Genomic DNA, 12,852 nt, shown 5'->3' with positions numbered 1-12,852 from the left:
AATGAGCGCCGTCGTCGTTGACGCTGTTGAGCATCTGGTCCGTGGGATCGTCGACAATCCTGACGATGTCCGGGTAGACCTGATAACCAGTCGGCGGGGGCGCACCGTCGAAGTCCACGTTCATCCAGACGACCTGGGCAAGGTGATCGGTCGTGGGGGACGCACCGCTACCGCATTGCGCACTCTGGTAGCCGGTATCGGTGGCCGCGGTATCCGCGTCGACGTGGTGGACACCGACCAGTAGCGGAGCCCCGCTCATGGAGCTGGTAGTCGGGCGGGTGGTGAAGTCGCACGGTGTCACCGGCGAGGTCGTCGTCGAGATCCGCACCGACGACCCAGCTGACCGGTTTGCGCCGGGTACCAGGTTGCGCGCTAAGGGGCCTTTTGACGGTGGTGCCGAGGGCAGTGCGGTGAGTTACGTCATCGAAAGTGTGCGGCAGCACGGCGGCCGCCTGTTGGTGCGACTCGCTGGAGTGGCCGATCGAGACGCAGCCGATGCGTTGCGCGGCAGCTTGTTCGTGATCGACGCCGATGACTTGCCCCCGATCGACGAGCCGGACACCTATTACGATCACCAGCTGGTGGGGCTTATGGTCCAGACGGCGACGGGGGAGGGTGTTGGTGTCGTCACCGAAGTGGTGCACACCGCCGCTGGTGAGTTGCTGGCGGTCAAGCGTGATTCCGATGAGGTTTTGGTGCCGTTTGTGCGTGCCATCGTCACGTCGGTGTCATTGGACGACGGCATCGTTGAGATTGATCCGCCCCATGGCTTGCTGAATCTGGAGTAAGGCGTGCGCATCGATATCGTGACGATCTTCCCCGCCTGCCTGGACCCGTTGCGACAGTCGTTGCCGGGCAAGGCGATCGAATCGGGCCTGGTCGACCTTAACGTGCACGACCTGCGGCGCTGGACCCACGATGTGCATCACTCGGTGGACGACGCACCCTACGGCGGCGGCCCGGGAATGGTGATGAAGGCGCCGGTGTGGGGTGAAGCGCTTGACGAAATTTGTTCCAGCGAAACGTTGTTGATTGTTCCCACGCCCGCCGGTGTGTTGTTTACCCAGGCCACCGCCCAGCGCTGGACCACCGAGAGCCATCTGGTGTTCGCCTGCGGCCGCTACGAAGGCATCGACCAGCGGGTCGTGCAGGATGCCGCCCGGCGAATGCGCGTCGAAGAAGTCTCGATCGGCGACTACGTATTGCCCGGCGGGGAGTCGGCGGCCGTGGTGATGGTCGAAGCCGTGCTGCGACTGTTGGCCGGTGTTCTCGGCAATCCCGCTTCCCACCAAGATGATTCGCACTCAACGGGCCTGGACGGGCTCCTTGAGGGTCCGAGCTACACCCGGCCGGCGAGCTGGCGTGGCCTCGATGTACCCGAGGTCCTACTCTCCGGCGACCATGCCCGAATTGCCGCCTGGCGCAGAGAGGTCTCGCTGCAGCGCACCCGCGAACGACGCCCCGACCTGTCCCACCCCGACTAGCCCCGCTGGCGAGCAGACGCGAAATCCCCCGACACGCCGAACGTGCGGTGGCTTTTGCGTCTGCTCGCGCCGGTGAGGCGACCGGACGAGCGTCAGATCCGGCCGTTGGGAAACATCGTTCTGACGGCTTGCGTGATGGTTGCTCGAGCGGTGGCGTCGTCGGCGGGCTGCAGTGACTCGATCACCATGATGTAGCGGCGTTCCGGGCCGATCACCCCGGTGGACAGATGCATCCAGCTGCTGCCGATACAGCACATCCAGCCCTGTTTGACTGCGACCGGTTCGGCGTACAAACCGTCGGGGATGCCGAACCGCTGCGGGTAGCCGTCGATCCCGGTCGGTGTGGACTGGGCCAGGTCGGCGATGATGACGGCGGCCCGATCCAGTGGTAGGCCGCCGGACCCGTCGAGCAGCATGTCGTAGTAGCGGATCAGGTCTGGCGCGGAGCTGATTGTGTTCCACCAGCGCCCGTCGCTGGGAGGCGCGGTCGACCTGAGCCCATATCGGCGCGCGACTTGAGTGACGACGGCATTGCCGCCGTCCTGACTCCAGAATCGCTCGGCCGCACCATCGTCGGATGACTGCAGCATGACGTCCAACGCATGATGGTCCTCTGGGGACAATGTGACTTTGCCCTCGGCCTCGGCCAGCAGCAGATCGTCGGCGATGAACAGCTTGGCCACCGACGCGGTAGCGATAATCTGCGTGTTGCCGTTGGAGACCAGCTGGCCAGTAGCGCGATCGAGCACCGCCACCGAGAGGGTGGCGCCCATGGCGGCGGCCTCATCGGTTGCCTGCCGGACCCGGGTAGGCAGTTCGCCAAACCCGACGTTCGGCGACGCCGCCGGAGCCCTAGGCGGCGTGATGGCGCGCAGCAGTAGCTCCACCGGCTGCGGCTGAGGTCGCGCTTGCGGTCGAGACGAAATGCGGTCGGCCGCGCTATATGCTTCGGCCTCGACTCGGGCCTCGCAGCCCGCAACCACCACCAATGTCACCGCCGCCAAAGCGGTGAGCAACGTCAGCGGCCGTGCTCGCATTGTTCTCCCTCGGCATCCTCTGACATCGCGAAAACGTGCAGGTAGGCGGCCGCATTGCCCTCTTAAGTGCCCTCTGTTGGGTGTCACGCCAAGCTTCGGGTTTCCACACGCGCGGTTTGACCCTAGTCATATGTAAGTCATGTGTAACATTTGCGGGCGCTTTTCGACGGCCGCGAACCACCGGAGATTTCCTGTGATTTCACTGCATGCGTACCGTCTGGCACAATTGAGCAGTTGTCTGTCGCGGTGGTCGGCCGGGTTGCGTGCCGCCTGCTGCGAGATGCACCAATAAGCCCGAACCCACCGGCTTGGTGACCACCGCACGCTGTGTGTGGGGGGTAACCACGCCGCGACCCCAAGGATGGTCATTTCCAATGAACCGGCTGGACTTCGTCGACAAGCCGTCGTTGCGCGACGACATCCCGGCGTTCAACCCGGGCGACACCATCAACGTGCATGTCAAGGTGATCGAGGGCGCCAAGGAACGTCTCCAGGTGTTCAAGGGCGTGGTGATCCGCCGGCAGGGCGGGGGCATCCGCGAGACGTTCACGGTGCGCAAGGAGAGCTACGGCGTCGGCGTCGAACGGACCTTCCCCGTGCACTCGCCGAACATCGACCATATCGAGGTGGTGACCCGTGGCGATGTTCGCCGCGCCAAGCTGTACTACCTGCGCGAACTGCGCGGAAAGAAGGCCAAGATCAAGGAGAAGCGCTGACCGGGAACGTCTCGGCGATGTTCGAAAGCCGCCACCTGCGCTGGCTACGCTGATCTCGTGACCGAAACCACGGACTCCCCATCGGAGCGCCAGCCGGGTCCGGCAGAGCCGGAGCTCTCCTCCCGGGACCCGGACATTGCCGGCCAGGTCTTCGACGCAGCCCCGTTCGACGCAGCCCCGGATGCGGACTCCGAAGGCGACTCCAAGGCGGCCAAAACGGACGAGCCGCGGCCCGCGAAGCGATCAACGCTGCGGGAGTTCGCGGTGCTGGCGGTGATTGCTGTGGTGCTCTACTACGTCATGCTGACGTTTGTCGCGCGCCCTTATCTGATTCCGTCGGAATCGATGGAACCCACGTTGCACGGGTGTTCGACGTGCGTCGGCGACCGCATCATGGTGGACAAACTCAGCTACCGCTTCGGCTCACCGCAACCTGGCGACGTCATCGTCTTCAGGGGACCGCCGTCGTGGAACGTTGGTTACAAGTCGATCCGTTCGCACAACGTCGCCGTGCGCTGGGTGCAGAACGCGTTGTCGTTCATCGGTTTCGTGCCTCCCGACGAGAACGACCTGGTCAAGCGTGTCATCGCGGTCGGCGGACAGACGGTTCAATGCCGGTCCGACACCGGCCTGACGGTCAACGGCAGGCCACTGAAGGAGCCATACCTGGATCCGGCCACCATGATGGCCGACCCGTCGATATACCCGTGCCTGGGCAGCGAGTTCGGGCCGGTCACCGTCCCGCCCGGGCGTGTCTGGGTGATGGGCGACAACCGCACCCATTCGGCGGATTCCCGCGCTCACTGCCCGTTGCTATGTACTGACGATCCGCTACCGGGGACCGTGCCGGTGGCCAACGTCATCGGTAAGGCCAGGTTGATCGTGTGGCCGCCGTCGCGTTGGGGTGTTGTGCGTTCGGTGAATCCCCAGCAAGGTCGGTAGCCATGGCTGGAATATGACCAAGACCTGGCCACCGCGGACGGTGATCCGTAAATCTGGGGGTTTGCGGGGAATGCGCACCCTGGAGTCCGCGCTGCATCGTGGTGGTCTGGGGCCGGTGGCCGGGGTCGACGAAGTGGGTCGCGGCGCCTGCGCTGGCCCGTTGGTGGTCGCGGCCTGCGTGCTTGGCCCCGGGCGGATAGCAAGTCTTGCCGCCCTTGATGATTCGAAGAAGCTCAGCGAGCAAGCGCGGGAGAAGCTGTTCCCGCTGATCTGCCGGTATGCGGTGGCCTATCACGTGGTGTTCATCCCGTCGGCCGAGGTCGACCGCCGCGGCGTGCACGTGGCCAATATCGAAGGTATGCGGCGCGCGGTGGCCGGTCTGGCGGTGCGGCCCGGTTATGTGCTCAGCGACGGCTTTCGCGTGCCAGGACTGCCGATGCCGTCGTTGCCGGTGATCGGTGGCGACGCGGCAGCCGCCTGCATCGCCGCGGCTAGCGTGCTCGCCAAGGTCAGCCGGGACCGCGTGATGGTTGCGTTGGACGCCGATCACCCCGGGTACGGTTTCGCGGAGCACAAGGGTTACAGCACCCCGGCGCACAGCCGGGCGCTGGCCCGATTGGGACCCTGCCCGCAGCACCGTTACTCGTTCATCAATGTTCGCCGGGTGGCGAGTGGGTCGAACACCGCAGAGGTCGCCGACGGCCAACCCGACCCTCGGGACGGGACGGCACAGACGGGTGAGGGAAGATGGAGCAAGAGTTCCCACCCAGCGACAATGCGGGCCACGGGTCGCGCTCAGGGCACTTAGGGGCACTGAGCGGGGAAGCCGGGGAACCGGCAGGGAGAAGGACGTCTGAGCAGATGAGTGCAGAGGATCTCGAAAAGTATGAAACCGAGATGGAGCTCTCGCTGTATCGCGAATACAAGGACATCGTCGGCCAGTTCAGCTACGTCGTAGAAACCGAGCGACGTTTCTATTTGGCAAACAGTGTGGAGATGGTGCCGCGGAATACCGACGGTGAGGTGTACTTCGAGCTGCGGCTGGCTGACGCCTGGGTGTGGGACATGTACCGGCCGGCACGGTTCGTCAAACAGGTGCGGGTGGTCACGTTCAAGGACGTCAACATCGAGGAAGTCGAAAAACCCGAGCTGCGCCTGCCGGAATAGCTGCCCCAAGCGCCGTCACACGTCAATCGGCTGTGTGCGGCAGTCGGTCGGTCGTGGATGTACGTTGAGGCGGTGAGGTGGCAGCGGTCGGCGGCGTCTCGCGACGTCCTCGCCGACTATGACGAGCAGGCGGTAACGGTGGCGCCGCGCAAACGCGAGGCCGCGGGCGTGCGGGCGGTGATGGTATCGCTGCAGCGGGGGATGCAGCAGATGGGCGCGCTGCGCACCGCGGCGGCGCTGGCTCGGTTGAATCAGCGTAACGGCTTCGACTGCCCAGGCTGCGCGTGGCCGGAGGAGCCCGGCGGACGCAAGCTGGCCGAGTTCTGCGAGAACGGCGCCAAGGCAGTCGCCGAAGAGGCCACCAAGCGTACCGTCACTGCGGAGTTCTTCGCTCGGCACTCGGTGGCGGAGCTGTCCGCGAAGCCCGAATATTGGCTGTCCCAGCAAGGCCGGCTCGCCCACCCGATGGTCTTGCGCCCCGGTGATGACCACTACCGGCCCATCAGCTGGGATGCCGCTTATCAGCTGATCGCCGAGCAGCTCAACGGGTTGGACAGTCCCGACCGGGCCGTGTTCTACACATCGGGGCGCACCAGCAACGAAGCGGCGTTCTGTTACCAGCTGCTCGTGCGCTCTTTCGGCACCAACAACCTGCCCGACTGCTCCAACATGTGCCACGAGTCCTCGGGTGCGGCGCTGACCGACTCGATCGGAATCGGAAAAGGCTCGGTGACCATCGGTGACGTCGAGCACGCCGACCTGATCGTGATCGCCGGACAAAACCCCGGTACCAATCATCCCCGCATGCTGTCGGTGCTGGGGAAAGCGAAGGCCAACGGCGCCAAGATCATCGCCGTGAACCCGCTGCCCGAGGCCGGGTTGATTCGGTTCAAAGATCCGCAGAAGGTGAACGGGGTTGTGGGACATGGTATCCCGATCGCCGACGAGTTCGTGCAGATCCGCCTCGGCGGGGACATGGCATTGTTCGCCGGGTTAGGCAGGTTGTTGTTGGAGGCCGAGGAGAGGGTCCCCGGCAGCGTTGTCGACCGGTCGTTCGTCGACAACCATTGTGCCGGATTCGACGGGTACCGCCGCCGGACTCTGCAGGTCGGCTTGGACACCGTGATGGACGCCACCGGCATCGAACTCGCGCAACTTCAGCGGGTCGCCGCGATGTTGATGGCGTCGCAGCGCACGGTCATCTGCTGGGCTATGGGCTTGACCCAACACGCCCACGCCGTGGCCACCATCGGTGAGGTCACCAACGTGCTGCTGCTGCGGGGCATGATCGGCAAACCCGGCGCGGGGGTGTGCCCGGTGCGCGGGCATTCCAACGTACAAGGGGACCGCACGATGGGGATCTGGGAGAAGATGCCCGAGCAGTTCCTGGCGGCGCTGGATCGTGAGTTCGGCATTACCAGCCCCCGAGCGCACGGCTTTGACACCGTGGCCGCAATCCGGGCCATGCGCGACGGTCGGGTCAGCGTCTTCATGGGCATGGGCGGAAACTTCGCGTCGGCCACCCCCGACACCGCCGTCACCGAGGCGGCCTTGCGCAGGTGCGCGCTGACTGTGCAAGTCTCGACCAAGCTCAACCGCAGCCACCTTGTCCACGGCGCCACCGCGCTGATCCTGCCGACGCTGGGTCGGACCGATCGCGATACCCGCAATGGTCGCAAACAATTGGTGTCGGTTGAGGATTCGATGTCGATGGTGCATCTGTCGCGTGGTAGCCTGCACCCGCCCAGCGATCAGGTGCGCAGCGAGGTGCAGATCATCTGCCAGCTGGCCCGCGCCTTGTTCGGCCCCGGACATCCGGTGCCATGGGAACGGTTCGCAGATGACTACGACACCATCCGTGACGCCATCGCCGCGGTGGTGCCCGGCTGTGACGACTACAACCACAAGGTGCGTGTGCCCGACGGATTCCAATTGCCGCACCCGCCGCGCGATGCGCGCGAATTCCGTACCAGCACAGGCAAAGCTAACTTCGCGGTCAATCCGTTGCAGTGGGTGCCGGTGCCGCCCGGCCGGCTGGTGCTACAGACCCTACGCAGCCATGACCAGTACAACACCACGATCTACGGGCTCGACGACCGATATCGCGGCGTGAAGGGCGGACGCCGGGTGGTGTTCATCAACCCGGCCGACATCGAAACGTTCGGTTTGACGGCGGGTGACCGTGTCGACCTGGTGTCGGAGTGGACCGACGGCCAAGGCGGTCTGCAAGAACGGCGGGCAAAAGACTTTCTGGTGGTGGCATATTCGACGCCGGTCGGCAATGCTGCGGCCTACTACCCGGAGACCAATCCGCTGGTTCCGCTCGACCATACCGCGGCCCAATCGAACACCCCGGTGTCGAAGGCGATCATCGTGCGATTGGAGCCAACGGCCTAGTGGGGTACGCAACGGCGCATCGGCGGGTCAGGCATCTCAGCGCCGATCAGGTGATCACCCGGCCGGAAACCTTGGCCGTCGAGGAGCCGCTGGAGATCCGCGTCAATGGGACGCCGGTTACCGTGACCATGCGCACGCCAGGATCGGATTTCGAACTGGTGCAAGGCTTTCTGCTTGCCGAAGGGGTGGTTGCGCACCGCGAAGACGTGCTGACCGTTAGCTACTGTGGCAGGCGCGTCGAGGGCAATGCCACAGGGGCCAGCACGTACAACGTTTTGGATGTGGCTCTGGCGCCCGGCGTCAAGCCGCCCGATGTCGATGTCACCCGCACCTTCTACACCACCTCGTCGTGCGGAGTCTGTGGTAAGGCGTCGCTTCAGGCGGTGAGCCAGGTCAGCCGATTCGCACCGGGCGGCGATCCCGCTACCGTCGCCGCCGACACTCTCAAGGCGATGCCGGACCAACTTCGGCGCGCGCAAAAGGTTTTCGCGAGAACCGGTGGGCTGCACGCTGCGGCACTATTCGGGGTGGACGGCGCCATGCTTGCCGTGCGTGAGGATATCGGCCGGCACAATGCGGTCGACAAGGTCATCGGCTGGGCTTTCGAGCGTGACCGAATACCGCTTGGCGCCTCGGTGTTGTTGGTCAGCGGGCGGGCGTCGTTCGAGTTGACCCAAAAGGCGCTGATGGCTGGGATTCCGGTGCTGGCCGCGGTATCCGCGCCGTCGTCGCTGGCGGTTTCGTTGGCCGACGCGTCCGGGATCACGCTGGTGGCTTTCCTGCGGGGGGACTCGATGAACGTCTACACCAGAGCGGACCGAATCACCTAACGGGACTCTTCCGGCGCCGAACATGATGTTGCTGGATCGGCGTGTGCCGCCTGCGGTGCGTTGCGAGTAGCCGGGACCCGAGAAGTTGCTATGTGACGGAGACGATGATGACAAGGACGCGGTGTCGTGATCCCGCGCAGTACTGGGGCTGTGGACAGGGCCGCGACTGGGGATAACTGGTTGTCGCGGCATCGGTGAGACGCGATTCGTGGCAGGTGATGTCGGGGCCAGCGTGCAGGTTGGCCGCATGACAACCCTGAAGACGATGACTCGGGTTCAGCTGGGAGCGATGGGCGAGGCCCTAGCGGTGGACTACCTGACCAGCATGGGGTTGCGGATCTTGAACCGCAACTGGCGTTGCCGCTACGGCGAGCTGGACGTGATCGCCTGCGACGCTGCCACCCGCACGGTGGTGTTCGTCGAGGTCAAGACCCGCACCGGCGACGGTTATGGGGGGCTCGCGCACGCGGTGACCGAGCGCAAGGTTCGCCGCCTGCGTCGCCTGGCCGGGCTGTGGCTGGCCGACCAGGAAGAGCGCTGGGCTGCGGTGCGCATCGATGTGATCGGCGTGCGAGTCGGCCCCAAGAATTCAGGCCGCACCCCAGAGCTCACCCACCTGCAGGGGATCGGCTGATGGCGCTGGGGCGTGCGTTCTCGGTCGCGGTGCGGGGGCTGGACGGCGAGATCGTGGAAATCGAAGCCGACATCACCTCAGGGTTGCCGGGTGTGCATCTGGTGGGTCTGCCCGATGCTGCATTGCAGGAGTCCCGCGACCGGGTCCGCGCGGCGGTCACCAATTGCGGAAACAGCTGGCCGATGGCCAGGCTCACGCTCGCGCTGTCGCCGGCGACGCTGCCGAAAATGGGCTCGGTCTACGACATCGCCCTGGCCGCGGCGGTGTTGTCGGCGCAACAAAAGAAGCCGTGGGAACGTCTGGAGAACACGCTGCTGCTGGGTGAATTGTCGCTGGACGGACGGGTGCGTCCGGTGCGTGGGGTGTTGCCCGCCGTGCTGGCAGCCAAACGTGACGGTTGGCCGGCCGTCGTCGTTCCGGCCGACAACCTGCCCGAGGCCAGCCTGGTGGACGGAATCGACGTCCGGGGTGTTCGCACGCTGGGGCAGTTGCAGAGCTGGCTACGCGGGTCCACCGGCTTGGCCGGGCGGATCACCACGGCCGACACCACCCCCGAGTCTGCGGCGGACCTCGCCGATGTGGTGGGCCAGTCCCAAGCACGGTTCGCCGTCGAGGTGGCCGCCGCCGGGGCGCATCACCTCATGCTGACTGGTCCACCGGGTGTCGGCAAAACAATGCTGGCGCAACGTCTTCCGGGGCTGTTGCCGTCGCTGTCGGGCAGCGAGTCGTTGGAGGTGACCGCGATCCACTCGGTGGCTGGCCTGCTGTCGGGGGACACACCGTTGATTACCCGGCCGCCGTTCGTGGCGCCGCACCACAGTTCCAGCGTTGCGGCGCTTGTCGGCGGGGGATCGGGGATGGCTCGCCCAGGGGCGGTCAGCAGGGCGCATCGCGGGGTGTTGTTCCTGGACGAGTGCGCCGAGATCAGCCTTAGCGCGCTGGAAGCATTGCGAACACCGTTGGAGGACGGTGAAATCCGCCTAGCGCGCCGTGACGGGGTGGCGTGCTACCCGGCACGGTTTCAGCTCGTGCTAGCCGCCAACCCGTGCCCGTGCGCGCCCGCCGATCCACAGGATTGCATCTGTGCGGCGGCTACCAAACGACGGTATCTGGGCAAACTGTCTGGGCCGTTGCTGGATCGGGTGGACCTACGGGTGCAGATGCATCGGCTTCGGGCCGGGGCGTTCTCGGCCGCGGACGGCGAGTCGACGTCGCAGGTTCGCCAGCGGGTGGCGCTGGCCCGGGAGGCGGCCGCGCAACGATGGCGGCCACATGGGTTCCGGACCAACGCCGAAGTCAGCGGGCCGCTGTTGCGCCGCAAGTTTCGGCCCAGCAGCGCCGCGATGCTCCCGTTGCGCACCGCGCTGGACCGCGGGCTACTCAGCATCCGCGGTGTGGATCGCACCTTGCGGGTGGCCTGGAGTTTGGCCGACTTGGCCGGTCGCACATCGCCAGGCATCGACGAGGTTGCCGCCGCCCTGAGCTTCCGGCAAACCGGAGCACGACGATGATCGATCCGACGGCGCGGGCGTGGGCCTATCTGTCCCGGGTGGCCGAACCGCCGTGCGCCCAGCTGGCCGCGCTGGTGCGATGTGTGGGCCCCGTGGAGGCCGCCGACCGGGTGCGCCGCGGGCAGGTCGGTAACGAGCTGGCGCAGCACACCGGTGCCCGACGCGAAATAGACCGGGCCGCAGACGATCTCGAGCTACTCATGCGCCGCGGTGGGCGTCTGATCACTCCCGACGACGACGAGTGGCCGGTGCTGGCGTTCGCCGCTTTCAGTGGCGCCGGAGCCCGGGCAAGGCCGTGCGGCCACTCGCCGCTGGTGTTGTGGGCCCTGGGCCCCGCGCGCCTGGACGAAGTGGCACCACGTGCGGCCGCCGTCGTTGGAACCCGGGCTGCGACGGCCTACGGCGAGCATGTCGCGGCCGATCTGGCCGCCGGGTTGGCAGAGCGCGACGTCGCGGTCGTCTCCGGTGGCGCCTACGGGATCGACGGTGCGGCTCACCGCGCGGCGCTGGATTCCGAGGGCATCACCGTGGCCGTACTGGCCGGCGGATTTGACATCCCGTATCCGGCGGGCCATTCGGCGTTGCTACATCGCATTGCCCAACATGGGGTGCTGTTCACCGAATACCCGCCCGGTGTCCGTCCGGCCCGGCACCGGTTCCTAACCCGCAACCGGTTGGTGGCCGCGGTCGCGAGGGCGGCGGTAGTGGTGGAAGCGGGCCTGCGCAGCGGCGCCGCCAACACCGCTGCCTGGGCGCGGGCATTGGGCCGGGTGGTGGCAGCGGTGCCCGGCCCGGTGACATCCTCGGCATCGGCGGGCTGTCATACGCTGCTTCGCCATGGCGCGGAGTTGGTCACCCGGGCCGATGATATCGTCGAGTTCGTCGGTCACATCGGTGAGTTGGCCGGTGATGAACCGCGGCCCGGCGCAGCGCTCGACGTGCTAAGCGAAGCCGAACGCCAAGTGTACGAGGCCCTGCCGGGCCGCGGCGCCGCTACCATTGATGAGATCGCTGTCGGCTCCGGGCTGCTGCCCGCGCAGGTGCTAGGTCCGCTGGCAATCCTCGAGGTCGCCGGGTTGGCCGAGTGTCGCGACGGGCGGTGGCGAATATTGCGCGCCGGTGCCGGTCAGGCCGCGGCCAAGGGTGCAGCGGCCCGGCTCGTATAGTCGACGCGGGTCGGGTCTGGACAGGAGGACATGTGGCGGGTCGACCATTGCACGCCTTTGAGGTTGTCGCTACCCGACACCTCGCGCCGCACATGGTCCGGGTAGTGCTCGGCGGCAGCGGCTTCGACACATTCGTCCCCAGCGACTTCACCGACTCTTACATCAAGCTGGTGTTCGTCGACGACGATGTCGATGTCGGGCGGTTGCCCCGGCCGCTGACCCTGGACAGCTTCGCCGACCTGCCCACCGCGAAGCGGCCGCCGGTGCGCACCATGACCGTTCGTCATGTCGACGCCGCGGCCCGCGAGATCGCCGTGGACATCGTGCTGCACGGTGAGCACGGGGTAGCCGGTCCGTGGGCGGCTGGGGCCCAGCGTGGGCAACCGATCTACCTGATGGGCCCCGGCGGCGCGTACGCCCCCGACCCAGCCGCCGACTGGCATTTGCTGGCGGGTGACGAATCGGCGATCCCCGCCATCGCCGCCGCGCTGGAAGCGTTGCCCCCCGACGCAATCGGTAGGGCATTCATCGAAGTTGCCGGCCCGGACGACGAGATCGGCCTGACCGCGCCGGATGCCGTCGAGGTGAACTGGGTCTATCGCGGCGGGCGCGCCGATCTGGTTCCCGAGGACCGCGCCGGTGATCACGCGCCGCTGATCGAGGCGGTCACCACCACCGCGTGGCTGCCGGGACAGGTCCACGTCTTTATTCACGGTGAGGCGCAAGCCGTCATGCATAACTTGCGGCCATACGTTCGCAACGAGCGCGGTGTGGATGCCAAATGGGCGTCGTCGATCTCCGGTTACTGGCGGCGCGGACGCACCGAGGAGATGTTCCGCAAATGGAAGAAAGAACTGGCTGAGGCGGAGGCCGGGACTCACTAGGTCGGCTATCCCAGGCCGAAAGATCTCACCCCGGACACGGTGCGGCGCGTCGACTCGGGCTCGAGACGTCATGCCTGCGACTGT

The 12,852-nt window shown here is 66.3% G+C and carries 14 protein-coding genes; 13 read left to right on the top strand and 1 reads right to left on the bottom strand.

From position 1 onward, the window contains the following. Position 1: 1 nt before the first annotated feature. From FF952_RS15350 to trmD, 3 genes are read left to right on the top strand one after another with little or no spacing between them, the layout of a single operon-like run. Entirely contained in the window at positions 2–244 is a 243-nt protein-coding gene (locus FF952_RS15350) for an RNA-binding protein (RefSeq protein WP_003414728.1), read from the top strand. A 13-nt stretch (positions 245–257) separates the two neighbouring features. After that, on the top strand, positions 258–788 hold the full coding sequence (gene rimM, locus FF952_RS15345) for a ribosome maturation factor RimM (protein WP_003414726.1): 531 nt from the start codon (positions 258–260) through the stop codon (positions 786–788). 3 nt (positions 789–791) lie between these two features. After that, entirely contained in the window at positions 792–1,484 is a 693-nt protein-coding gene (trmD, locus tag FF952_RS15340) for a tRNA (guanosine(37)-N1)-methyltransferase TrmD (protein ID WP_003414722.1), read from the top strand. Between the two features lie 92 nt (positions 1,485–1,576). On the opposite strand, the gene FF952_RS15335 is transcribed toward trmD, so the two are convergent. After that, entirely contained in the window at positions 1,577–2,521 is a 945-nt protein-coding gene (locus FF952_RS15335; protein WP_003414720.1) for a serine hydrolase, read from the bottom strand. Between the two features lie 374 nt (positions 2,522–2,895). On the opposite strand from FF952_RS15335, the gene rplS reads away from it, so the two are divergent. From rplS to FF952_RS15285, 10 genes are all read left to right on the top strand, one after another. Then, a complete protein-coding gene (gene rplS, locus FF952_RS15330; protein WP_003414717.1) occupies positions 2,896–3,237 on the top strand; it encodes a 50S ribosomal protein L19 in 342 nt (113 codons plus the stop codon). A gap of 57 nt (positions 3,238–3,294) precedes the next feature. After that, positions 3,295–4,179: a signal peptidase I gene (gene lepB, locus FF952_RS15325; protein WP_003414715.1), complete on the top strand. Its 885-nt coding sequence runs from the start codon at positions 3,295–3,297 to the stop codon at positions 4,177–4,179. A 13-nt stretch (positions 4,180–4,192) separates the two neighbouring features. Beyond that, positions 4,193–4,987, top strand: a complete 795-nt coding sequence (locus FF952_RS15320; RefSeq protein WP_003414713.1) for a ribonuclease HII — start codon at positions 4,193–4,195, stop codon at positions 4,985–4,987. A gap of 53 nt (positions 4,988–5,040) precedes the next feature. Then, the gene (locus tag FF952_RS15315) at positions 5,041–5,346 is read left to right on the top strand and encodes a DUF2469 domain-containing protein (protein WP_003414710.1); all 306 of its coding nucleotides are present in this window, start codon (positions 5,041–5,043) and stop codon (positions 5,344–5,346) included. A gap of 57 nt (positions 5,347–5,403) precedes the next feature. Further along, on the top strand, positions 5,404–7,743 hold the full coding sequence (locus tag FF952_RS15310; RefSeq protein WP_003899532.1) for an FdhF/YdeP family oxidoreductase: 2,340 nt from the start codon (positions 5,404–5,406) through the stop codon (positions 7,741–7,743). Beyond that, positions 7,743–8,573 carry a formate dehydrogenase accessory sulfurtransferase FdhD gene (gene fdhD / locus FF952_RS15305; RefSeq protein ID WP_003414705.1) on the top strand — a complete coding sequence of 277 codons (831 nt, stop codon included), beginning with the start codon at positions 7,743–7,745 and terminating at the stop codon, positions 8,571–8,573. The genes FF952_RS15310 and fdhD overlap by 1 nt, the downstream gene beginning before the upstream one ends. Before the next feature lie 247 nt (positions 8,574–8,820). Beyond that, entirely contained in the window at positions 8,821–9,207 is a 387-nt protein-coding gene (locus tag FF952_RS15300; protein WP_003414702.1) for a YraN family protein, read from the top strand. Then, a complete protein-coding gene (locus FF952_RS15295; protein WP_003414700.1) occupies positions 9,207–10,718 on the top strand; it encodes a YifB family Mg chelatase-like AAA ATPase in 1,512 nt (503 codons plus the stop codon). The genes FF952_RS15300 and FF952_RS15295 overlap by 1 nt, the downstream gene beginning before the upstream one ends. After that, positions 10,715–11,884 carry a DNA-processing protein DprA gene (gene dprA, locus FF952_RS15290; RefSeq protein WP_003414694.1) on the top strand — a complete coding sequence of 390 codons (1,170 nt, stop codon included), beginning with the start codon at positions 10,715–10,717 and terminating at the stop codon, positions 11,882–11,884. Before FF952_RS15295 ends, dprA begins: the two co-directional genes overlap by 4 nt. Positions 11,885–11,916: 32 nt before the next feature. Continuing rightward, positions 11,917–12,768 carry a siderophore-interacting protein gene (locus tag FF952_RS15285; RefSeq protein ID WP_003900590.1) on the top strand — a complete coding sequence of 284 codons (852 nt, stop codon included), beginning with the start codon at positions 11,917–11,919 and terminating at the stop codon, positions 12,766–12,768. The last annotated feature ends 84 nt before the right edge of the window (positions 12,769–12,852 follow it).

Origin of the sequence: Mycobacterium tuberculosis complex sp. N0072, from assembly GCF_030323725.1 — a bacterium.
Taxonomy (GTDB): domain Bacteria; phylum Actinomycetota; class Actinomycetes; order Mycobacteriales; family Mycobacteriaceae; genus Mycobacterium; species Mycobacterium tuberculosis.
Note: the sequence above shows the minus strand (reverse complement) of the source record. Positions and strands in the feature narration are given on the sequence as shown.

Excerpts from the sequence above, each read along its gene's own strand:
- FF952_RS15350 (WP_003414728.1), top strand. The coding sequence starts at position 2 with ATGAGCGCCGTCGTCGTTGACGCTGTTGAGCATCTGGTCCGTGGGATC.
- rimM (WP_003414726.1), top strand. The coding sequence starts at position 258 with ATGGAGCTGGTAGTCGGGCGGGTGGTGAAGTCGCACGGTGTCACCGGC.
- FF952_RS15335 (WP_003414720.1), bottom strand. The coding sequence starts at position 2,521 with ATGCGAGCACGGCCGCTGACGTTGCTCACCGCTTTGGCGGCGGTGACA.
- rplS (WP_003414717.1), top strand. The coding sequence starts at position 2,896 with ATGAACCGGCTGGACTTCGTCGACAAGCCGTCGTTGCGCGACGACATC.
- FF952_RS15320 (WP_003414713.1), top strand. The coding sequence starts at position 4,193 with ATGACCAAGACCTGGCCACCGCGGACGGTGATCCGTAAATCTGGGGGT.
- FF952_RS15315 (WP_003414710.1), top strand. The coding sequence starts at position 5,041 with ATGAGTGCAGAGGATCTCGAAAAGTATGAAACCGAGATGGAGCTCTCG.
- FF952_RS15310 (WP_003899532.1), top strand. The coding sequence starts at position 5,404 with ATGTACGTTGAGGCGGTGAGGTGGCAGCGGTCGGCGGCGTCTCGCGAC.
- FF952_RS15300 (WP_003414702.1), top strand. The coding sequence starts at position 8,821 with ATGACAACCCTGAAGACGATGACTCGGGTTCAGCTGGGAGCGATGGGC.
- FF952_RS15295 (WP_003414700.1), top strand. The coding sequence starts at position 9,207 with ATGGCGCTGGGGCGTGCGTTCTCGGTCGCGGTGCGGGGGCTGGACGGC.
- dprA (WP_003414694.1), top strand. The coding sequence starts at position 10,715 with ATGATCGATCCGACGGCGCGGGCGTGGGCCTATCTGTCCCGGGTGGCC.